General features: G+C 71.9%; 24 protein-coding genes. 15 read left to right on the top strand and 9 right to left on the bottom strand.

Annotated elements, in window-relative coordinates; genetic code table 11:
* Window positions 1-146: 146 nt before the first annotated feature.
* The 3 genes from ABZZ74_RS23890 to ABZZ74_RS23880 all read left to right on the top strand — a co-directional run bounded on the left by ABZZ74_RS23890 (window position 147) and on the right by ABZZ74_RS23880 (window position 3,553).
* Complete coding sequence (locus ABZZ74_RS23890; RefSeq protein ID WP_356768062.1) at window positions 147-932, top strand: cyclase family protein; 786 nt, start codon at window positions 147-149, stop codon at window positions 930-932.
* Window positions 929-2,569 (top strand): thiamine pyrophosphate-binding protein, encoded by a 1,641-nt coding sequence (locus ABZZ74_RS23885; RefSeq protein ID WP_356768060.1) that lies wholly within the window; start codon window positions 929-931, stop codon window positions 2,567-2,569. The genes ABZZ74_RS23890 and ABZZ74_RS23885 overlap by 4 nt, the downstream gene beginning before the upstream one ends.
* Window positions 2,570-2,914: 345 nt before the next feature.
* The gene (locus ABZZ74_RS23880) at window positions 2,915-3,553 is read left to right on the top strand and encodes a PadR family transcriptional regulator (protein ID WP_356768058.1); all 639 of its coding nucleotides are present in this window, start codon (window positions 2,915-2,917) and stop codon (window positions 3,551-3,553) included.
* Window positions 3,554-3,617: 64 nt separating this feature from the next.
* Here the strand turns inward: ABZZ74_RS23880 and ABZZ74_RS23875 are convergent, their stop codons facing one another.
* On the bottom strand, window positions 3,618-4,046 hold the full coding sequence (locus ABZZ74_RS23875; protein WP_356768056.1) for an SRPBCC family protein: 429 nt from the start codon (window positions 4,044-4,046) through the stop codon (window positions 3,618-3,620).
* A gap of 114 nt (window positions 4,047-4,160) precedes the next feature.
* Window positions 4,161-4,349 (bottom strand): hypothetical protein, encoded by a 189-nt coding sequence (locus ABZZ74_RS23870; protein WP_356768054.1) that lies wholly within the window; start codon window positions 4,347-4,349, stop codon window positions 4,161-4,163.
* Window positions 4,350-4,548: 199 nt separating this feature from the next.
* On the opposite strand from ABZZ74_RS23870, the gene ABZZ74_RS23865 reads away from it, so the two are divergent.
* Entirely contained in the window at window positions 4,549-5,094 is a 546-nt protein-coding gene (locus tag ABZZ74_RS23865) for a Clp protease N-terminal domain-containing protein (RefSeq protein WP_356768052.1), read from the top strand.
* Between the two features lie 169 nt (window positions 5,095-5,263).
* Window positions 5,264-6,268, top strand: coding sequence for an EamA family transporter (locus ABZZ74_RS23860; RefSeq protein WP_356768050.1), 1,005 nt, complete (start codon window positions 5,264-5,266; stop codon window positions 6,266-6,268).
* Between the two features lie 78 nt (window positions 6,269-6,346).
* Here ABZZ74_RS23860 and ABZZ74_RS23855 read toward each other — a convergent pair whose 3' ends face one another.
* Window positions 6,347-6,976 (bottom strand): FMN-binding negative transcriptional regulator, encoded by a 630-nt coding sequence (locus ABZZ74_RS23855; RefSeq protein ID WP_356768048.1) that lies wholly within the window; start codon window positions 6,974-6,976, stop codon window positions 6,347-6,349.
* Window positions 6,976-7,659 carry a pyridoxamine 5'-phosphate oxidase family protein gene (locus ABZZ74_RS23850; protein WP_356768046.1) on the bottom strand — a complete coding sequence of 228 codons (684 nt, stop codon included), beginning with the start codon at window positions 7,657-7,659 and terminating at the stop codon, window positions 6,976-6,978. Before ABZZ74_RS23850 ends, ABZZ74_RS23855 begins: the two co-directional genes overlap by 1 nt.
* Window positions 7,660-7,743: 84 nt before the next feature.
* Here ABZZ74_RS23850 and ABZZ74_RS23845 point away from each other — a divergent pair, with 84 nt between their 5' ends.
* The gene (locus ABZZ74_RS23845) at window positions 7,744-9,075 is read left to right on the top strand and encodes an aminotransferase class I/II-fold pyridoxal phosphate-dependent enzyme (protein ID WP_356768044.1); all 1,332 of its coding nucleotides are present in this window, start codon (window positions 7,744-7,746) and stop codon (window positions 9,073-9,075) included.
* A gap of 111 nt (window positions 9,076-9,186) precedes the next feature.
* On the opposite strand, the gene ABZZ74_RS23840 is transcribed toward ABZZ74_RS23845, so the two are convergent.
* On the bottom strand, window positions 9,187-10,152 hold the full coding sequence (locus ABZZ74_RS23840) for a DMT family transporter (protein ID WP_356768042.1): 966 nt from the start codon (window positions 10,150-10,152) through the stop codon (window positions 9,187-9,189).
* A gap of 38 nt (window positions 10,153-10,190) precedes the next feature.
* On the opposite strand from ABZZ74_RS23840, the gene ABZZ74_RS23835 reads away from it, so the two are divergent.
* Entirely contained in the window at window positions 10,191-11,093 is a 903-nt protein-coding gene (locus ABZZ74_RS23835) for a LysR family transcriptional regulator (RefSeq protein WP_356768040.1), read from the top strand.
* A gap of 34 nt (window positions 11,094-11,127) precedes the next feature.
* Here the strand turns inward: ABZZ74_RS23835 and ABZZ74_RS23830 are convergent, their stop codons facing one another.
* Window positions 11,128-11,595, bottom strand: coding sequence for a pyridoxamine 5'-phosphate oxidase family protein (locus ABZZ74_RS23830; protein ID WP_356768038.1), 468 nt, complete (start codon window positions 11,593-11,595; stop codon window positions 11,128-11,130).
* Between the two features lie 140 nt (window positions 11,596-11,735).
* On the opposite strand from ABZZ74_RS23830, the gene ABZZ74_RS23825 reads away from it, so the two are divergent.
* Window positions 11,736-12,392 carry a cysteine hydrolase gene (locus ABZZ74_RS23825; RefSeq protein WP_356768036.1) on the top strand — a complete coding sequence of 219 codons (657 nt, stop codon included), beginning with the start codon at window positions 11,736-11,738 and terminating at the stop codon, window positions 12,390-12,392.
* On the opposite strand, the gene ABZZ74_RS23820 is transcribed toward ABZZ74_RS23825, so the two are convergent.
* Window positions 12,379-12,885 carry a Rieske (2Fe-2S) protein gene (locus ABZZ74_RS23820; protein WP_356768034.1) on the bottom strand — a complete coding sequence of 169 codons (507 nt, stop codon included), beginning with the start codon at window positions 12,883-12,885 and terminating at the stop codon, window positions 12,379-12,381. The two genes, ABZZ74_RS23825 and ABZZ74_RS23820, sit on opposite strands and share 14 nt — an antisense overlap.
* 155 nt (window positions 12,886-13,040) lie before the next feature.
* Between ABZZ74_RS23820 and ABZZ74_RS23815 the strand changes: the two genes are divergently transcribed.
* The 7 genes from ABZZ74_RS23815 (at window position 13,041) to ABZZ74_RS23785 (ending at window position 19,128) form a co-directional block, all read left to right on the top strand.
* Window positions 13,041-13,805, top strand: coding sequence for a HipA family kinase (locus ABZZ74_RS23815; RefSeq protein ID WP_356768032.1), 765 nt, complete (start codon window positions 13,041-13,043; stop codon window positions 13,803-13,805).
* Window positions 13,802-14,251, top strand: coding sequence for a DUF3037 domain-containing protein (locus ABZZ74_RS23810; protein WP_356768030.1), 450 nt, complete (start codon window positions 13,802-13,804; stop codon window positions 14,249-14,251). The genes ABZZ74_RS23815 and ABZZ74_RS23810 overlap by 4 nt, the downstream gene beginning before the upstream one ends.
* A gap of 125 nt (window positions 14,252-14,376) precedes the next feature.
* The gene (gene fabG, locus ABZZ74_RS23805; protein ID WP_356768027.1) at window positions 14,377-15,138 is read left to right on the top strand and encodes a 3-oxoacyl-ACP reductase FabG; all 762 of its coding nucleotides are present in this window, start codon (window positions 14,377-14,379) and stop codon (window positions 15,136-15,138) included.
* A 21-nt stretch (window positions 15,139-15,159) separates the two neighbouring features.
* Window positions 15,160-15,912: an SDR family oxidoreductase gene (locus ABZZ74_RS23800; protein WP_208784612.1), complete on the top strand. Its 753-nt coding sequence runs from the start codon at window positions 15,160-15,162 to the stop codon at window positions 15,910-15,912.
* Window positions 15,913-16,123: 211 nt separating this feature from the next.
* Window positions 16,124-17,707: an ABC transporter substrate-binding protein gene (locus ABZZ74_RS23795; RefSeq protein ID WP_356768025.1), complete on the top strand. Its 1,584-nt coding sequence runs from the start codon at window positions 16,124-16,126 to the stop codon at window positions 17,705-17,707.
* A gap of 105 nt (window positions 17,708-17,812) precedes the next feature.
* Window positions 17,813-18,496, top strand: a complete 684-nt coding sequence (gene ung / locus ABZZ74_RS23790) for a uracil-DNA glycosylase (RefSeq protein WP_356768023.1) — start codon at window positions 17,813-17,815, stop codon at window positions 18,494-18,496.
* A gap of 110 nt (window positions 18,497-18,606) precedes the next feature.
* Window positions 18,607-19,128 carry a hypothetical protein gene (locus tag ABZZ74_RS23785; RefSeq protein WP_356768021.1) on the top strand — a complete coding sequence of 174 codons (522 nt, stop codon included), beginning with the start codon at window positions 18,607-18,609 and terminating at the stop codon, window positions 19,126-19,128.
* Window positions 19,129-19,144: 16 nt separating this feature from the next.
* Here ABZZ74_RS23785 and ABZZ74_RS23780 read toward each other — a convergent pair whose 3' ends face one another.
* Both ABZZ74_RS23780 and ABZZ74_RS23775 read right to left on the bottom strand, forming a co-directional pair.
* A complete protein-coding gene (locus ABZZ74_RS23780) occupies window positions 19,145-19,618 on the bottom strand; it encodes a hypothetical protein (protein ID WP_356768019.1) in 474 nt (157 codons plus the stop codon).
* A gap of 112 nt (window positions 19,619-19,730) precedes the next feature.
* The gene (locus ABZZ74_RS23775) at window positions 19,731-20,243 is read right to left on the bottom strand and encodes a DinB family protein (protein WP_356768017.1); all 513 of its coding nucleotides are present in this window, start codon (window positions 20,241-20,243) and stop codon (window positions 19,731-19,733) included.
* Between the last annotated feature and the right edge of the window lie 114 nt (window positions 20,244-20,357).

Raw genomic sequence — 20,357 nt, 5'->3', positions numbered from 1 at the left:
CCAAGGCCAATTCGCGACCACTGGCCTGTTTCCGGGACCGTCGTTGCCGTCTTCCCGGTTCATGCTGCGCCTCTGGACGATCCGGGAGACGCTGACACCCTGTACAGACAGGCGTTGGCAGTTATGCCCCGTTCCAGGAGGCCGTCATGTCCCAGTCGTCCGTGCTCGCCGCGCTGCTGTCCGGGCTGCGGAGCGGATCCATCGAGCTCGTCGACCTGACCCAGCCGCTCTCGCCGTCCACCCCCGTGATCCAACTGCCGCCGCAGTTCGGGCAGACGCAGGTCTTCGAGCTGGAGGAGATCAGCCGGTACGACGACCGGGGACCGGCCTGGTACTGGAACAACTTCCGCAGCGGCGAGCACACCGGCACTCACTTCGACGCCCCGGTCCACTGGGTGACCGGGAGGCACCTCGCAGACGTGGCCTCCGTCCCCGCCGGGCGGCTCATCGCGCCGGCGGCCGTGCTGGACTTCTCCGAACAGGCCGCCAAGGACCCCGACTTCCTCGTGGAGGTGGACCACATCAAGGCCTGGGAGGCCGACAACGGCCCCCTGCCCGAAGGGGGTTGGCTGCTGCTGCGCACCGGCTGGGACGCGCGTTCGCACGCGCAGGACGAGTTCCTCAACGCCGACGAGAACGGCCCGCACACCCCCGGCCTCTCCCCGGAGTGCGCGCGCTGGGTCGCCGAGGAGGCCCCGGTCATCGGCCTCGGCACGGAGACCGTCGGCACGGACGCAGGGCGGGCGCACTCCTTCGAGCCGGCGTTCCCCTGCCACTCCTACCTCCTGGGCGCCGACAAATACGGGCTCACCCAGCTGCAGAACCTCGCCGCCCTGCCCCCGACCGGCGCCGTCGTCATCGCGGGACCGCTGCCGATCGTCAGCGGCTCCGGCGCCCCGGCGCGCGTACTGGCCCTGGTGGAGCGGTCGTGAAGGTCGCCGAGGCCGTCGGACGGGCCCTCACGGCGGCCGGCGTCGACCACGTCTTCGGGGTCGTCGGCTCGGGCAACTTCCACCTCACCAACGCCATGGTGGCCGCGGGCGCCCGCTTCGTCGCCGCCCGGCACGAGGGCGGCGCGGCGACCATGGCCGACGCCTACGCCCGCACCAGCGGTACGGTCGCCGCGCTCAGCGTCCACCAGGGACCCGGCCTGACCAACGCCCTGACCGGCATCACCGAGGCCGCCAAGAGCCGTACGCCGCTGCTCGTGCTGGCCGCCGAGGCGACCGCGCAGCACTCCAACTTCCGTGTCGAACAGGCGGTGCTGGCGCACTCCGTCGGTGCCGTCTCGGCCCGTCTGACCACGGCGCACGACGCGGTCGACCAGGCCCGCGCCGCCCTGCGCCGTGCCGTGCACGAACGCCGCACGGTCCTGCTCAACCTCCCCCTGGAGGTGCAGGCCCTCGACGTGCCCGCCGGGATCTCCCTGGACGCCATGCCCCTGCCCGGGCCGGTACCCGTCGAGCCCTCGGAACGGGCGGTCGCCGACCTCGTACGCGCCCTCGAGCGCGCCCGCCGACCGGTCTTCGTCGCCGGCCGCGGCGCCCGTACACCGGCCGCCCGCGACGCGCTGACCGCACTCGCCGACCGTCACGGCGCCTTGCTGGCCACCTCCGCCGTGGCGCGCGGCCTCTTCCACGGCAGCCCGTGGTCCCTCGACGTCTCCGGGGGTTTCGCGTCGCCCCTCGCGGTGGAGCTGATCCAGGGCGCCGACCTGATCGTCGGGTGGGGCTGCGCGCTGAACATGTGGACCATGCGGCACGGCAACCTCATCGGCGCCGGCACGACGGTCGTGCAGGTCGACGACGACCCGGAGGCGCTCGGGGCGCACCGGGAGATTGCCCTCGGCGTCATCGGCGACGTGACCCGGACGGCCGTGCGGGCGTTGGAGGCGGCGGGCGAGGAGCGGGACGGCTACCGCGCTCCCGATGTCGCCGAGGCGCTCGCGGCGCGGCTGCGGTGGCGGGACGTGCCGTACGAGGACGAGAGCACCCGGGACCGGATCGACCCGCGCACGCTCAGCATCGCCCTGGACGACATGCTGCCCGCCGAGCGCATCGTCGGGGTGGACTCGGGCAACTTCATGGGCTACCCGAGCGCGTACCTCGCGGTGCCGGACCAGGACGGGTTCTGCTTCACGCAGGCGTTCCAGTCGATCGGCCTGGGACTCGCCACCACGATCGGCGCGGCCCTGGCCCGCCCGGACCGGCTGCCGGTCGCCGCGCTGGGCGACGGGGGTGCGCTGATGAGCGCGGTGGAACTCGACACCGTGCGCCGCCTTGGGCTGCCGATGGTGGTGGTCGTCTACAACGACGAGGCGTACGGCGCCGAGGTCCACCACTTCGGCCCCGACGGCCACCCCCTCGACACGGTCACCTTCCCCGAGACGGACATCGCCGCGATCGCGCGCGGCTACGGCTTCGAGGCGGCGACGGTACGCACCCCCGCCGACCTCAAGGCGGTGGCGGACTGGGTGGCCGGCCCCCGCTCGGCCCCGCTCCTCGTGGACGCGAAGGTGACCCGGGACCACGGCTCCTGGTGGCTGGAGGAGGCGTTCCGAGGACATTGACCGACCCAGGCTCCTCGCCCTGCCCTGCGCGCTGATGTGGGCCACCGCGTGGAGGGGCGACGCGAACAGGGTGATCGCCCCTCTCGGACTGCCCGAGCTCCCGGTGGCCGAACTGCCGGACGCGCCGGAGGAGTAGGAGGCCGGCGTACTGAAGTGGAAGACCATGGCTCTCGTGCGGGCCGTGGACCTCTCGCTCGTCGCCGACTGGCTTCGGGATCTCCGCGGCTGAGAAACGCGAGGTAGGACCCGACCCCACCCATCTTTCGGCAGGGGCTTGTCATGCGAACGGTTCCGATATATCGTTGACGCATCGCGACAGATCAACGAATGAATGGAGTGATTGCGATGCGTTCCCATGGATTCGAACGTGGACACGGTGGACCCGGCTCTCGTGGTCGGGGTGGTTTCGAGGGTCGGCGTGGTGCCTTCGGTCCCTTCGGGCCGGGTGGACCCGGCGGCGACCCGCGCGGCGGCTTCGGCTTCGGCGGGCCCGGCTTCGGCCCGGGCCCCTGGGGGCCGCGAGGGCGCGGCGGACCGAGGGGAAGGGCACGGCGAGGTGACGTACGCGCGTCGATCCTGGCCCTGCTCAAGGACCGTCCGATGCACGGTTACGAGATGATCCAGGAGATCGCCGAGCGCAGCGGCGGGGCGTGGAAGCCCAGCCCCGGCTCGGTGTACCCCACCCTCCAGCTGCTGGAGGACGAGGGTCTGATCACCAGCGCGAGCGAGGGCGGCAAGAAGCTGTTCTCGCTCACCGAGTCCGGCCGCGCCGCGGCCGACGAGGGCCCGGACGCGCCCTGGGAGGAAGCCTCCCGCGGTATCGACTTCGAGGCGCTCGGTGAGATCCGCCAGGCCGGCTTCGGTCTGATGGAGGCCTTCGGCCAGGTCTGGAAGACCGGCAGCAAGGAACAGCGCGACAAGGCGCTGGCCGTCATCAACGAGGCCCGCAAGAAGCTGTACCTGATCCTCGCCGACGAGGACTGAGCGTCCTACGGCGTCGAAGGCGCCCCACGGAGCGATCCGCGGGGCGCCTTCCCGTGTCCGGCGGTCAGGACACCAGCCCGGCGAGCTTGCGCAGCGACTCGTTGAGGGCGGCGGTTCCCGAGTCCCTGAGCTTGCCCGCCATCAGGGTCACCGCGGCGCCCGTGAACTCCCCGTCGATGCGGACCGTCGTGGCGTCGCCGTCCGGGGTAAGGGTGTAGCGGGTGGCCAGGCTCACGGCCATCGGCCCCTTGCCCGTGATGACGAAGAGCCGGGCCGGTTCCACTTCCGAGACGGTCCACTCGACCTCGGCCGGGAAGCCCATCAGCTTCATGTTCTCCTGGAAGGTCGCGCCCACTTCGAGCGCCGCCGGGCCGCCCTGCGGAAAGCTGGTGTGGGTGGCGTTCCACTCGCCGTACGCGGGCCAGTCCGTGAGCTGTGCCCACACCTTCTCGGCCGGCGCCTCGATCCGTGCCTCCGCGCTGATTTCGGGCATGCGACCACCTCTTCGTGTCGGGCTGTGGTGTCGCGGAAAGTAACGGCAGGGGTCGCAACATTCAATACTGACGAGCCGTCAGAAATTGTGCGGTTTCCCGGCGGTACGGCGCGCTCAGCCCACCCGCCGTATCAGCGCCGCGTCGAACACGTCCCACGCGCGCGGGAAGGCGCTCTCGTCATGGCAGTGCCAGGCGTCCCAGAACAGGTCGGCGGGCAGCGCGTCCTCCGGGGCGTCCACCCGGTATACGTACTGCCTGCCGTCCGCGGCCGGCAGGGACACCAGCCAGCATCTGCTCTCCATGCACCGGTGGGACGTGCGACGGAGCGCGGCGGTTGCACATCCGGCGCACGGCAAGGCGGCGCGCGCCCCTCCGGGTAAAGCCACCTGATCTCATCCGCAAGGAGGAGATTCCGGCGTTCGCCGTCCACTCTCCGTGGGACGCGGAAATGGTTCCCCCCGGGGATGACCGCGGACGCCGGGGACTGATGAGGTAGGGGATGTGCCACCCCGTATCCCCCGACAGCAGGCCGAGGAGCCGGCCGTCGGTCCTCGCCCGGACAACGATGCCAAGCTCAGCGCCGCACTGGCAGCGGTGGTCTCGGGTGCCCGCCGCCGCGCGGTCCGCGACGGGGACCGGCAGATCGACACCGCCCATCTGCTGCACTCGCTTCTGGAGTACGACTCCGAGGTGCGCGCCGTCTTCGACGACGGAGCGGAGAACGCCCGGCTGCTCGGCTATCTGGTGCAGCGCAGCATCGGCTACGGGCTGCGCTGGCAGGGCTCGGTCGAGGACTCCGGCGCCGTGCCCGTGGTGGCCGAGGGTGCGGGATTCTCGCCGCTGGCCGCGGGTGCCATGGAGGACGCCGCCGTACGTGCCGCCCGCCGGGGCGAGGACGCGGCGCTCGGCGTCGACCTGCTCGCGGCGATCCTCGCGGACCCGCAGGCGCGGGCCGTCGAGGTGCTGACCCGCGCCGGAGTCGACCCGCACGAGGTGCTCGCCCGGATCGAGGACCGGCTCGCCCGGCCGGAGTGGTCGGGCCAGTGAGTGGTACCGGGCGGGAGCGGTCCGGCCGCTGAGTGACATCGGCCCGTAGGGGGCAGGCCTGCTTCGGCGCATCGGGCCGGAACGGTCCGGCCGCGGAGGGACGCCCGACCGTCCATCCGGTGAGACAGGTGTCATCGGGGGTGACGCTCCTGTCGTCGCCTGTCATCATATGCCGGTGCGCACCTCACAGAGCAGTCAGGCCGGTCGCGGCAAGGGCGTAGGGCTCGGGCTCGCGCTCGTGTCCGCCCTCGCCTTCGGGGGGTCCGGCGTCGCGGCGAAGCCGTTGATCGAGGCCGGGCTCGATCCGCTGCACGTGGTGTGGCTGCGGGTGACCGGCGCGGCCCTGGTGATGCTGCCGGTCGCGGTGCGCCACCGCACGCTGCTGTTCCGCCGTCCCGCTCTGCTCGCCGGGTTCGGCCTGCTCGCGGTGGCGGGGGTGCAGGCCTGCTACTTCGCCGCCCTCTCCCGCATCCCCGTCGGGGTCGCGCTGCTCGTGGAGTACCTCGCGCCCGCCCTGGTGCTGGGCTGGGTGCGGTTCGTGCAGCGGCGGCCGGTCACTCGCGCCGCCGCGGTGGGAGTGGTCCTGGCGGTCGGCGGTCTGGCCTGTGTGGTCGAGGTCTGGTCGGGCCTGAGCTTCGACGCCCTCGGCCTGCTGCTCGCGCTCGGCGCCGCCTGCTGTCAGGTCGGTTATTTCGTCCTGTCCGATCAGGGCAGCGACGCCGGTGAGGAAACTCCGGACCCGCTGGGCGTCATCGCCTACGGCCTGCTGATCGGCGCCCTCGTGCTCACGGCCGTCGCCCGCCCCTGGTCCATGGACTGGTCGGTGCTGTCGGGCACCGCGCACATGAACGGCACCCCGGTCGCCGCCGGTCTGCTGCTGGCGTGGATCGTGCTGATCGCGACCGTCCTCGCCTACGTCACCGGCGTGCTGTCGGTACGCCGGCTCTCGCCGCAGGTCGCGGGCGTCGTGGCCTGCCTGGAAGCGGTCATCGCGACCGTTCTCGCCTGGGTGCTGCTCGGCGAGCACCTCTCGGCACCGCAGATCGCGGGCGGCGCGGTCGTTCTCGTGGGCGCCTTCATCGCCCAGTCCTCCGCCCCGGCCAAGCCCTCCCCGGACCCGGTGGCCGGCGGCGGCCCGGAACGCGAGTTGTCGGCCCGGGGAACGGCCGCCTAGCCGGAGCGGGTATGCGGAGAGGGGCCCACCCCCGTGCGGCCCCTCTCTCAATGATCAGCGTCAGTACGGCAGTTGGTGTCACACCCCGTGCCTGCGCGCCAGATGCGCACGCGCGGCCGCGTCACGCGGACCGCCTCGCTGCGTCAGCGCGGCCGCCACCCGCTCGTGCACCTCGGGCTTGTGGTTGGCGTACTTGAACTTCGCGCGGACGTCCACGACTTCGAGCCGTATCCCGCGCAGACCGGCGAGCATCCTGCCGTACGGCACCTCGCCCACCGCCACCCTCGCCGAGCCGCCCTCCGGCTGGAAGTGGTCGACCAGGCGGTTGAGGAGCTCGGCCTTCTCGGACGGCTCGTCCACCAGATGCGCGCGGCACCCGAGCTGGACCGCCGCGTAGTAGCTCGTCGGCGTGCCGTGCTCGGACGGTGTGCCGGGCATGGCCTGCCAGTAACCCGGCGCGTACACGTAGTCGTCGACCACGCTCAGTACGACGTCCGGGTTCGCCTCCAGCGCCGGCCACAGCGGGTTGGGCCGGGCCAGGTGGGTGAGGACCTCGCCGCGCCCGTCGTCGTAGAGGAAGTGCAGCGGCTGGACGTACGGTGCCTCGCCAGGCAGGCCGTTGACGGCGAGCTGTCCGAAGTCGTGGACCGCGAGCCACCGCTGCCACTCGGCGTCGTCGCGTGCCGCGTCCCAGGGGTGGATCAGCATCAGCGGACCGCCAGGTAGTCGGGGAGCCCGATGCCAGGGGTCAGGTCCGCGTCGGCCTCGGGGGTGTCGTACCCCTTGCGCAGCGGGACGAGGCCAGCCCAGTGGGGGAGGGCGAGGTCCTCGGGCTCGTCGTTCACTCCGCCGGTGCGGAGCTTGGCGGAGACCTCGTCGAGGTCGAGGCGGATGACGGCGGTGGCCGCGAGCTCCTTCTTGTTCGCGGGGCGCGCGTCGGCGGCGCGGCCCGGCACGACGTGGTCGACCAGCGCGTCCAGGGCCGCCCGCTTCTCCTCCGGGTCCGTGACGTCGTGGGCGATGCCGTGGACCACGACGGAGCGGTAGTTGATCGAGTGGTGGAAGGCGGAGCGGGCCAGCACCAGCGCGTCGACGTGCGTCACCGTCAGGCAGACCGGGAGCCCCGGGTCGGCCTGTCCGGTCATCCGCAGCGGACGCGAGCCGGTCGAGCCGTGGACGTACAGCCGCTCGCCGACCCGCCCGTACAGCGTCGGCAGCACCACCGGCCGCCCGTCGCGCACGAAGCCCAGGTGGCAGACGTATGCCTCGTCGAGGATCGCGTGCACCAGTTCCCTGTCGTACGACGCCCGGTCCGCCGAGCGGGTGGGGACCGTGCGGTCGGTCGGCGGGTAGGCGGCGGGCGGCGACGTCGGCTGGGCGGTCCCCTGCATGGCGTTCTCCAGAACTCATTGCTTCGTCGTGCGATCCACTGTTTCGCCTTGCGGCGCATATTGCACTAGTGCATAATCTGCTTTGTGCTAGGAGGATATCGGATCGAGGGGCGACGCGCAGCAGAGATTGCGGCGAGCGTCGAGCGCGCGGTGGGTTCGGGGGATCTGGAGCCGGGGCAACCGCTGCCTCCCATGCGGGAGTTGGCGGTCGAGCTCGGGGTGAATCCCAATACGGTCGCCGCCGCGTACCGGATCCTGCGGGAGCGTGGGGTGATCGAGACGGCCGGACGGCGGGGGAGCCGGGTGCGGTCGAAGCCGGCGACCACGGGCCGCGAGTACGCGCGGATGGACGTGCCCGAGGGTGTGCGGGACGTGGCGAGCGGCAACCCGGACCCGGCGCTGCTGCCGCCGCTGGCGAAGGCCTTCGCGGCGGCCGCGGAGCAGAGTGACCGGGAACCCGTGCTGTACGGGGACGCCCTCATCGAGCCCGCGCTGGCCCGCATCGCCCGTGCGCGCCTGGACGCCGACGGCGTACCGGACGGGCCGCTGGCCGTCGCGTCCGGCTCGCTGGACGCCATCGAGCGGGTGCTCGCGGCCCACCTCAAGCCCGGGGACACCGTGGCCGTCGAGGACCCCGGCTGGGGCAGCCTGCTCGACCTGATCCCGGCGCTCGGACTGCGCACGGCCCCGGTCGGTGTCGACGACGAGGGGCCGCGGGCCGAGGACGTACGGCGGGCCCTGGAAGCGGGCGCCCGGGCGCTGGTCGTCACCGACCGCGCCCAGAACCCGACCGGCGCCGCGGTGACCGCCGCACGCGCGCGTGCCCTGCGGGCCGTGCTGCGGGAGCACCCGGAGACCCTGCTGATCGAGGACGACCACGGCCACGGCATCGTCGACCTGCCCCTGCACCCCCTGGCCGGCGTCACCCACCACTGGGCCCTCGTCCGCTCGGTCGCCAAGGCCTACGGTCCCGACCTGCGCCTCGCCGTGCTCACCGGCGACCCGGTCACCGTCGACCGCGTGACCGGCCGGCACCGCCTGGGCCCCGGCTGGGTCAGCCGCATCGTCCAGCGGGCGGTGGTGCACCTGTGGACCGACGACGCCCTCGACCCGACCGCGGTGGCGGCCGCCTACCGGGAACGCCGTGACCTGCTGATCGACGCACTCGCCGAGCGGGGCGTCGCCGCGCACGGCCTCAGCGGCATGAACGTCTGGATCCCGGTCCCCGACGAGACGGGCGCCGTCGCCCGCCTCCTGCACGCCGGCTGGGCGGTGTCCCCGGGAGCCCGCTTCCGCATGAGCGCCCCGCCCGGCATCCGGATCACGGTCTCCACACTCACACCGGAGGAGACACCCCTGCTGGCGGACGCGGTCGCCCGGGCCCTGGGACCAGCGCCCACACGTACCTACGTCTGATCCGGCCCCGTCACCGCAGGGCCGTAGCCCACCGGCGCTCCATCCAACGCCCCGCCGGTGGGTCCCGCGGCCGCCACCCCGGTTGCCCCGGAGCCGGCGCGGGCCGGTGTCTCAGGGGCGTCGGCGTATCTGGGTCAGTGCCGCACCCGCCAGGACGATCACCGCACCCACCGGGGTCGACCAGGTCAGGGACTCGCCGAGGACCGCCACGCCCGCGGCGGTGGCGATGACCGGGATGAAGTACGTGACCATCTGGGCCGTCGTGGGGCCGACCTCCGCGACCAGGCCGTACTGGACGAGCACGGCGAGGCCGGTGCCCAGGGCGCCCAGCGCGGCGATCGCGAGAAGGGGGAGGGCCGGGAAGCGGGTGGGGAGGGAGGTGAACAGCGGGGTCACCACGGCCAGTTGCAGGGTCGCCAGCAGCAACTGGGCTCCCGTCAGGGAGAGGTTCGAGTGGCTGGAGCCGGCCAGGGTGCGACGGACGTAGATCCAGCCCACGGGGTAGCTCAGCGAGGCCGACAGAGCCATCGCGGTGCCCGTGGCGTCCAGGCCGTGGAAACCCTGCCAGGCACCGAGGACCGTCAGGACACCGAGGAAGCCGATGCCGAGCCCCGCGACCCGGACGCGGGTCGGCCGGTCCTCCGAGAGGGCGACCAGGGACAGGGCCATGCCCCACAGCGGCGAGGTCGCGTTGCAGATGCCCGCCAGCGTCGAAGGGATCGTCAGCTCGGAGTAGGCGAAGAGCGAGAACGGCAGAGCGTTGAGCAGGAACGCCGCGACCGTCAGATGCGCCCAGGTCCGCACGCCCCGCGGCAACCGCTCCCGCTTGACCACCATCGCCCCCGCGAGCACCGCCGTACCGAATGCCAGCCGCCCGAGGGTGACCTGGAACGGCGCGTAGCCCTGGGTGCCGACCTTGATGAGGAGGAAGCTGAAGCCCCAGATCAGGGACAGCGCGCCGAAGCGCAGACGCCAGTCGAGGGCGGGGCGGCGGGCGGTGGGGCGGGCGGGGGCCTGGGTGGCCGCGGTGGCGGTGGTCATGGCCGTAACGATGCTGGACAGCACCTCGTAGCACAAACGAGAATTCGAGCGAGATATCTCGTAGCATCGCTTACATGTTGAACCTGGAGCGCCTGCGCACCCTCGACGCCCTCGCCCGGCACGGCTCGGTCAGCGGCGCGGCCGAGGGGCTGCACGTCACGACCTCGGCCGTCTCGCAGCAGATGGCCAAGCTGGAGCGGGAGGTGGGCCAGCGGCTGCTGGCCAAGAACGGCCGGGGCGTGCGGCTCACGGACGCGGGCCGGCTGCTCGCCGAACACGCGGCGCGGATCCTGTCGCAGGTCGAGCTCGCCCAGTCCGATCTGGAGGCGCAGCGCGGGCAGGTGGTCGGTGAGCTGCGGCTGGTCGCGTTCCCGACGGCCCTGCGCGGGCTCTTCCCGGCCGCCCTCGCCGCGCTGCGCGACGACCACCCGGCGCTGCGGGTGCGCTCGCGGGAGCTGGAGCCGGAGGAGGGCGTGAACGCGGTGCTCCGGGGCGACGCCGACCTCGCCGTCGTCCTGGACTGGTACAACAAGCCGCTGCCCATGCCCGACGGGCTGGCCAAGGCGCCGATCCTCGACGACCCCGTGGAGATCGCCATGCCCGCGGGACACCCGCTGGCCGGCCGGGACGACGTCGACCTGGACGACTTCAGCCAGGACGAATGGGTGGTCTGGCCGGAGGGCGAGTTCTGCCACGAATGGCTGCTCTACACCCTGCGCAGCAAGGGCATCGAGCCGCGGATCGCCCACCGCGCCGAGGAGCACCACACCCAACTCGCCCTGGTGGCCGCCGGGTTGGGGGTCTGCGTCGCACCGCGGCTGGGCCGCGACCCGATGCCGGCCGGAGTGCGGGCCGTGCCCGTGCGGCACCGCGTGCACCGGTACGTCTACGCCGTATGGCGCGCGGACGCCGACCGCCGCCCGTCGATCCGGGCGGCGGTGGAGGCGCTGCAGGAGGCGGCGAAGAAGGCCGGCTGATCCCGACGCGCCTGCCTGCCCCCGCGCAACTCGCCTAAATGCCACCCAGCTTGCGGAAGTCCCAGGACACGATCTTCTCGGGCGTCAGCCGGATCCAGGCGTGCCGGCCGTCGTGCGGCATCTCCTCCAGGCCGAAGTTCTTGCGGGCGAACAAGGTCTCCGGGACGTCGAGTTCGGCGCACAGTTCCCCGGTGCGCGGGAACTCGCCCACGAACTCCACGGTTCCCGACAGCTCCACGCCGCGCAGCTCGTCGTAGTCCTCGCCCGAGTCCACCACGATCGCGACCCGCGGGTCCCGCCGCAGGTCGGTCCACCGCTTGCTGCGCACCACCGAGTACAGCCAGACCGAGGTGCCGTCCCAGGCGAACCACAGCGCGCTGACATGCGGGGCCCCGCCCGCCGACACGGTGGCCACCCGGCAGGTGCGCTGGCCGGTGAGGAACTCGTCCAGCTCGCCCGGCGTCATCATGATCTTGCGGCCGCGGCGCTGAGTGACGGTCATGCGTCCCCCTCTTCTCTCACGAAGTGCCAGAGGGTCCGGTGATCCTCTGACATCACGTCAGAAAAGCATGGGTCGTCTTCCGTCCATGCGCAATGGTCGCTACGCTCGCCCGCTCCAGCCGCCGGAGACGAGGGGGAACCGTGCCGCCCCGCGAACAGCTCAGCGAACTCCTCGATCCTGCCACCACCGTGCTGCTCACCGTCGAGTGCCAGCAGGGTGTCGTCGGCCCGGACAGCGCACTGCCCGAACTCGCCCTGGAGGCACGCCGGTCGGGCGCGCTCGCCAATGTGGCACGGCTCGTGTCCGCCGCCCACGCCGACGGCGTCCAGGTCATCCACGCCATCGCCGAGCGGCGTCCCGACGGACGCGGCGCCAACCGCAATGCCCGCCTCTTCCGCGCCGCCGAACGGCTACCCGTCCAGCAGCTGTCCGGCACCACGGCGGTGCGGGTGGCGGCCCCCATCGAGGTCGCCGAGGAGGACCTCGTCGTACGGCGGCTGCACGGGCTGTCGCCGATCCAGGGCACCGACGTCGACCCGCTGCTGCGCAACCTCGGCTGCCGCACGCTCGTCGTGGCCGGAGTCTCGGCCAACGTGGCCGTCCCCAACGCCGTCTTCGACGCGGTCAACCGCGGCTACACGGTCGTGGTGCCCTCCGATGCCATCGCGGGAGTGCCCTCCGAGTACACCCCGGCGATGATCCGCAACACCCTCGCCCTGGTCGCCACGGTCGCGACCACGGCGGAGGTGCTGGGCTGCCTCGAAGGGCCGCGGCGGGCGCGGATCAGGCCAGCGTGATCGAGTCCCCGCTCACGGTGACGTTCTGGGCCGTGAGACCGGTGGTGGCCGGGCCCTTCTTCACGCTGCCGTCCGTCACGGAGAACTCGCTGCCGTGGCAGGGACAGACGATGACACCGTTGGAGATGCTGGAGACCGCGCAGCCCTGGTGCGGGCACTTGGTCGAGAAGGCCTTGAAGGTGCCCGAGGCCGGCTGGGTCACCACCACGGACTTGTCCTTGAAGATCTTGCCGCCGCCCTCCGGGATGTCGGCGGTCTTGGCCAGGGCCGCGCCGCCGCCGGAGCCGGACGAGGCGCTCGCGCTCGCGTCGCCGCCGGCCGTGCCGCCGTTGTTCGCGTTCGCGCCGGCCTGGGTGTCCGAGGAGCTGGAGGAGTTGTCGTCGGAGGATCCGCACGCGGTCAGCGCGACGGCGAGTCCGGCGGCGCCGACCGCCGCCACGACGGTACGCCGGGCCGGCGCCGGGACGGGCTGGAGCGGTTCGCTGGTCGTCATGCTGACGGTTCCCTTCGTTGCGGGCTTTGTGGATCGTCCAGGGGTACGGTGTTCGCGCATGGGTTGTTCAGACGATGTCGAGATCTAAACGCGTTCGAGTTCAGGGCGGGGTAAACCGGAGCTGTCGGTTCGCTGTCGGCCAGTAACCTGGGGCGATGCTCAAGGAAGTGATCGCGACCCGCTTCATCACGCCCCTGCGTGAGGGCGGCTCGCTGCCGGGGCTCGTCGAGGCCGACGACTTCGGGACGTACGTCATGAAGTTCACCGGCGCCGGCCAGGGCCGCAAGACGCTCGTCGCGGAGGTGATCTGCGGGGAACTCGCCCGCCGGCTGGGCTTCCGGATCCCCCGCCTGGTCACGATCGGCCTCGATCCGGTGCTGGGTCTCGGTGAGCCCGAGCAGCAGGTGCAGGACCTGCTGCGGGCGAGTGGCGGCACCAACCTCGGTATGGACTTCCTCTCCGGCGCCCTCGGCTTCGACCCGCTCGCCTTCGAGGTGAGCCCCGAGGAGGCCGGACGCGTCCTGTGGTTCGACGCCCTGATCAACAACGTCGACCGGTCCTGGCGCAACCCCAACCTGCTGGTCCGGCAGGGCGGGCTGTGGCTCATCGACCACGGCGCCACCATGATCTGGCACCACAACTGGCCCGGCGCCGACGCCTCCGCCGCCCGCCCCTACGACGCCTCCGATCACGCCCTCGCCCGCTTCCGCCCCGACCTCGCGGGCGCCGCCGCCGAACTCGCCCCCCGGGTCACCGCGGACCTCCTGGCCGAGGTCACCGCGGAGATCCCGGACGTCTGGCTGGCCGACGAACCCGGCTTCGACACCCCGGACGGGCTCCGGCACGCCTACGCGCGCGTGCTGCTCGCCCGCGCCGCCGACGTCCACACGCGCGTGACCGGAATCGAGGAGGGCAAGTGAGCGACCGCCACATCCACATGGCCGGCTCCGTGGTCGAGCGGCACATCATCCGCGCCAGCGAGGCCAACGACCGGGACGTCTTCGAGTACGCCCTGCTGCGGGTCGTGCCCCGCGTCGAACGCGGTGAGTGCATCAACGCGGGCGTGCTGCTCTACTGCCGCGCCCAGCGGTACGTCGGCGCCCGCACCCACCTCGACGAGGCGCGGCTGCTGGCCCTCGACCCGGGGGCCGACGTGGCCGGGATCCGGGCGGCGCTCGGGGCCGTCGAGCGCGTCTGCGGCGGGGGAGAGGGGGCAGGGCAGGCCGCGGGTGAGGACGCCGGACGGCGTTTCCGCTGGCTCATCGCGCCGCGCTCCACGGTCGTCCAGCCCGGACCGGTGCACACTGGGCTCACCACCGATCCGGCGGCCGAGACCGAGCGGTTGCTCGACCTGCTGGTGAGGTAATGGATCACACCGCAGCCGCGTGACGTTGACACCGGGTGCCATGGCTTCTAGCGTCACGTGCGACGAAGGTACTAAGCGGTCGCTCACCGGGCCGCGGGTTCTCTCAAGGGCGAGGAGAAGCAGCAATGTCCACCACTGAGCAGCGGGTCGCCGTGGTCACCGGCGGAGCGCGTGGCATCGGCGCCGCCACCGCCGTACGACTGGCCGCCGAGGGTCGCGCGGTCGCCGTGATCGACCTCGACGAGGCCGCCTGCAAGGACACCGTGGAGAAGATCACCGCGGCCGGCGGCAGGGCCCTCGCGGTCGGCGCCGACGTCTCCGACGAGGCGCAGGTCGAAGCCGCGATCGCGCGCGTGGCCGAGGAGCTGGGCGCGCCGACGATCCTGGTCAACAACGCGGGCGTGCTGCGCGACAACCTGCTGTTCAAGATGAGCGTCTCCGACTGGGACACCGTCATGAACGTCCACCTGCGCGGCGCCTTCCTGATGTCGAAGGCCGTCCAGAAGCACATGGTCGACGCGGGCTTCGGCCGGATCGTCAACCTGTCCTCCTCCTCGGCGCTCGGCAACCGTGGCCAGGTCAACTACTCGGCCGCCAAGGCGGGTCTGCAGGGCTTCACCAAGACCCTCGCCAAGGAGCTCGGCAAGTTCGGCATCACCGCCAACGCCGTCGCCCCCGGCTTCATCGCCACCGAGATGACCAAGGCCACCGCCGAGCGCGTCGGCATGGGCTTCGAGGACTTCAAGGCCGCGGCCGCCACCCAGATCCCGGTCGCGCGCGTGGGCGAGCCGGACGACATCGCCAACGCCATCGCCTTCTTCGCCGGCGAGGCGGCCGGGTTCGTCTCCGGCCAGGTGCTGTACGTCGCCGGCGGCCCCCTCGACTAGGTTCGACCAGGAGTAACGGACATGACTGAACTCTCCGGCAAGGTCGCCGTCGTCACCGGCGCCAGCCGCGGCATCGGCTACGGCGTCGCCGAGGCGCTCGTCGCCCGCGGCGACCGCGTGGCCATCACCGGCCGCAACGAGGACGCCCTGAAGGAGGCCGTCGAGAAGCTCGGTTCCGACCGGGTCATCGGCGTCGCCGGCAAGGCGCACGACCTGGACCACCAGACCGAGGTCGTCGAGCGCACGATGGAGGCCTTCGGCCGCGTCGACTTCCTGGTCAACAACGCCGGCACCAACCCGGTGTTCGGCCCGATCGCCGACCTCGACCTGGACGTGGCCCGCAAGGTCTTCGAGACCAACGTGATCTCCGCGCTCGGTTTCGCGCAGAAGACCTGGCACGCCTGGCAGAAGGAGAACGGCGGGGCCATCGTCAACATCGCCTCCGTGGCGGGCCTCGCGCCCTCGCCCTTCATCGCCGCCTACGGCGTCAGCAAGGCCGCGCTGATCAACCTCACCCAGCAGTTGGCGCACGAGTTCGCGCCGAAGGTGCGGGTCAACGCGATCGCCCCGGCCGTGGTGAAGACCCAGTTCGCCAAGGCCCTGTACGAGGGCCGGGAGGCGGAGGCGGCCGCCGCCTACCCGCTGGCCCGGCTCGGCGTGCCGTCCGACATCGGCGGCGCCGCCGCGTTCCTCACCTCCGAGCAGTCGGACTGGGTCACCGGCCAGACGCTCGTGGTCGACGGCGGCATCTTCCTGAACGCCGGTGTCTCCTGACAAAGTCGTTGCGATTGTAACGATCGGGCACCCGAGGGCGCCGTTTCCTTGACGGGAACGGCGCCCTCGTCGTCGTACGGGACAGGCACGGGGAAATGACAACGTCGTCATAAAGATGCTGATCAACGGCCCTGTACGAAGCGGGTTGAACCTAAGTCACACTGCGGTATGGTCTGCCGACCCTTGGTACGGCAGATCGAGGAGCGAGCACGTGTTCAACCGGAACCGATGCCTGCGGCAAACGGCGGCCATCGCATCCATATCGACCCTGGTGGCCGGGTGCGGCGTCCTCTCGTCGGACTCCTCCGACAGCACGGGACCGATCACCGTCGGGACGACGAGCGCTCCCAGCACCCTGGACCCGGCGGCGTCCTGGGACCAGTCCTGGGAACTGTTCCGCAACATCTACCAGACACTGCTCAGCTACCCCGTCGGCGCGACCACCCCGCAGCCGGACGCCGCCGACAACTGCCGCTTCACCGACAGTTCGAACACGACGTACAGATGCGAGCTGCGCCGGGGCCTTAAGTTCTCCGACGGACACGCCCTCGACGCCGCCGCCGTCAAGTACTCCATCGACCGCATCCGGAAGATCAACCTCAACGGCGGTCCCGCCGGGCTCCTCGGCAGCCTCGACCGGGTGCAGGCACTGGGCGACACGGAGGTCGTCTTCCACCTCAACCAGCCCGACGCCACCTTCCCCTTCGTGCTCGCCACACCCGCGATGTCCATCGTGGACCCCCAGAAGTACCCGGCCGCCGCCCTGCGCAAGGACGACAAGGTCGACGGCTCGGGGCCGTACACGCTGCAGTCGTACGAGGACGGCAAGAAGGCCGAACTCGTCAGGAACGGCAACTACAAGGGCTACGCCGACCGCAAGAACGACGCGGTGACCATCCGCTACTACCGCGAGTCGGCCCCGATGGTCGCCGACCTGCGCAAGGGCACCCTCGACGTGGCCTTCCGCGGACTGGACGCCGACGACATCGTCGACCTGCAGAAGCACGACGCCAACGGCAAGCTGCAGATCAACGAGGGCGCCGGCATCGAGATCAACTACCTGGTGTTCAACCCCAAGGACCGCTGGGCCGGCAACACCGCGGTCCGCAAGGCCGTCGCCCAGCTCGTCGACCGGGGCGCGATCGCGCACAAGGTCTACAAGGACACCGTCGAGCCGCTGTACTCCATGGTCCCGAAGGGGCTGACCGGCCACACCACCGACTTCTTCGACGACTTCGGCAGCCCCAGCGTCACCAAGGCCCGCCGGATCCTCACCGACGTCGGCATCAAGCAGCGCGTCCCGCTCACCCTCTGGTACACCACCGACCGCTACGGCTCCTCCACGGGGCTGGAGTTCGCCGAGCTCAAGCGCCAGCTGGAGTCCTCGGGCCTGTTCACGGTCACCCTCAAGAGCCGGCCCTGGAAGACGTATGTGACCGGCTACCAGAAGGGCGAGTACCCGGTGTTCGGGCGCGGCTGGTTCCCCGACTTCCCCGACCCGGACAACTTCATCGCCCCGTTCGTCGGCGATCAGAACGCGCTGGGCACGCCCTACCCGGAGCCCGAGATCACCGGGCGGCTGCTGCCCGAGTCGCGCCGGCAGAGCGACCGCGCCGACGTGGTGCAGGAGTTCGAGAGGGCCCAGCAGGTCCTCGTCCGCGACGCCCGGCTGCTGCCGCTGTGGCAGGGCAAGCAGTACGTCGCCGCCAGTGACGACATCTCCGGCGCGGAGCAGGCGCTGGACCCGTCGACGATCATGATGATGTGGCAGCTGTACCGCAAGACCAGCTGGTAGACGCCGTCCTTCGGCCATCGGCGGGCCGTTGTCAGTGGTCGCCTGTAGGTTCTGAGTCCTGGAAGTGACCGCACGCCGTTTTCCGCACATCGTAAGGACGTTGACGTGACCGACATCGCCATGCTGCCCGAGTCCTGGCGCGGGGTTCTGGGCGACGAACTGCAGCAGCCCTACTTCAAGGAGCTGACGGAGTTCGTCGAGGAGGAGCGGGCGCGCGGTCCCGTCTACCCGCCGCGCGAGGAGGTCTTCGCCGCGCTGGACGCCACGCCCTACGACAAGGTGAAGGTCCTCGTGCTCGGCCAGGACCCGTACCACGGTGAGGGCCAGGGCCACGGGCTGTGTTTCTCGGTCCGCCCGGGCGTCCGGATCCCGCCGTCGCTGCGCAACATCTACAAGGAGATGCACGAGGAGCTGGGCAGCCCCGTCCCGGACAACGGCTATCTGATGCCGTGGGCCGAACAGGGCGTCCTGCTGTTGAACGCGGTGCTCACGGTCCGCTCCGGCGAGGCCAACTCGCACAAGGGCAAGGGCTGGGAGAAGTTCACCGACGCGGTGATCCGCGCGGTGGCCGAGCGGCCCGACCCGGCGGTCTTCGTCCTGTGGGGCAACTACGCGCAGAAGAAGCTGCCGCTGATCGACGAGACACGGCACGTGGTGGTCAAGGGCGCGCATCCCTCCCCGCTGTCCGCGAAGAAGTTCTTCGGCTCGCGCCCGTTCACGCAGATCAACGAGGCGGTCGCGGCGCAGGGCCACGAGCCGATCGACTGGACCATCCCGAACCTCGGCTGAGCACCGCCGGGCCGGTTCCGCGCGTCGCCGGCCCGGTGCCGCCTTCCCGTGATCGCCCGTGCCCGGGGTTAGCGTCGACCGGGACAGCCGACGAGTGGGCGGAGGGCGCGGTGGCCAAGGGACCGGAGCAGACGGCGTCGGACGCCGTGATGTCACGGATCGGGCAGGTCGTGATCCTGCAGCACGCGGGCGACCGCGAGGAGGCCCGGGACCGCTTCCTCGCCCTGTGGGCGGAGATCGGCGAGGACGGCGACCCGCTGCACCGCTGCACCCTGGCCCACTACCTGGCCGACGCCCAGGACGACCCGGCCGACGAACTGGCCTGGGACCTGCGGGCGTTGACGGCGGCGGAGGAGCTCACCGACGGGCGGCCCGCCGAGCACGAGAGCGCGCTCGCGGTACGTGCCCTGTACCCCTCGCTGCACCTCAACCTGGCGGCCGACTACGTCAAGCTCGGCCGGGGCGGCGCCGCCCGCACCCACCTCCACCGGGCCCGCACGGCCGCCGCGACCCTCGCCCACGACAGTTACGGCGACGGGGTACGGGCGGCCATCACCCGGCTGGAGCTGCGCCTCGGCGAGGACGGCCCCGGCGAGACGGGCTGGTGGGGGCCGCCCCGGCAGCGGCCCTGAGCGCACCGTGCCGGGGTCACCGCCCGTACGCCTGCCGGCAGATCACCGACTCCGGGCTGTCCGCCCGCCAGCCCCCGTACCTCTTGCCCAGGCCACACACGTCGGCCTGGCTCTTGGGGACCGACCCGGTCACGTCGGGGATCTCGATGCCGGGCTGTTGCCCGTGCCGCGGCTCGGGATGCGCCGGCCGCGGGTGCGAGCGGGGTGCCGCCGGCCGGACGACCGGGGCGGGCTCGCGCGCCGGATTCCGGTGCCGCTGAGGTGTCCTCGGCTCCGCGCTCCGGGACGGGCCGATCATCTCCAGGGCCTCGCGGGCCGGCGCCTGCACGATCTGCGGCTCCCCCTCACCGTCCGGGCGCGGGGCCGGAGGCTGGGACGGGGCCGCCGTCGGCGGGACGGGCAGGGGCGGGCGCTGGACGGTCACACAGCCGGACAGGGCCATGACGGCCACGGTGACCAGGAGCGTTGCGGTGGTCGTCGTTCGATGCACCCGCGCAACAATGGCGTCCGGAACGGCCCGGCGGACAGTGGATGAGCGCAGGATGCCCCGCACGGGTGATCTCCCGCCCCTTATGGCGGGCGCGGGGGCGTCCCGGCTGACGTCAGTCGCCGGTGGCGCCGTCCACGCGCTCGCGGATCAGGTCGGCGTGGCCGTTGTGCCGGGCGTACTCCTCGATCATGTGGGTGTAGATCCAGCGCAGGTTGAACTGCTCCCCGGTGCGCCTGCTGCGGCCCTTGGAGAGGTCGTCCAGGCCGAAGCCCGCCGCGTTGCCGCGGGCGGCCTCGATCTCGGCCTGCCAGGTGGCGTGCGCCTCCGCCCAGGTGTCCGCCTCGGTCAGATGGAACTCACCGTCCGGGTCCTCGTCGCTGTAGTAGATCGGCCCGGCGTCCTCGCCCACGAGGACCGAGCGGAACCAGCCGCGCTCCACCTCCGCCATGTGCCGCACCAGCCCCATCAGGGACAGCTCGGACGGCTCCACCGCGGCCGTCCTGAGCTGGGCGTCGGTCAGTCCCTCGCACTTCCAGGCCAGGGTCTGCCGGTGGTAGTCCAGCCAGCCCTCCAGCATGCTGCGCTCGTCGGCGGTGGTCGCGGGTTCACGGCGTTCGGTCGTCATGGCCGCATCCTTTCCCAACGCCCGTGGACCCACCACCGAATTCCGGTACGGCTCCCGGCGCGGTCGGCCGGCATGGTCGAGGCCGACCCACCGAGCCTGGAGCGGCGCCGTGGC

The sequence above is a fragment of the Streptomyces sp. NPDC006476 genome (genome assembly GCF_040612015.1).
Taxonomy (GTDB): Bacteria; Actinomycetota; Actinomycetes; order Streptomycetales; family Streptomycetaceae; genus Streptomyces; species Streptomyces griseorubiginosus_B.
The sequence above is the reverse complement of the archived record's forward strand: the minus strand, read 5'-3'. Positions and strand labels throughout refer to the sequence as shown.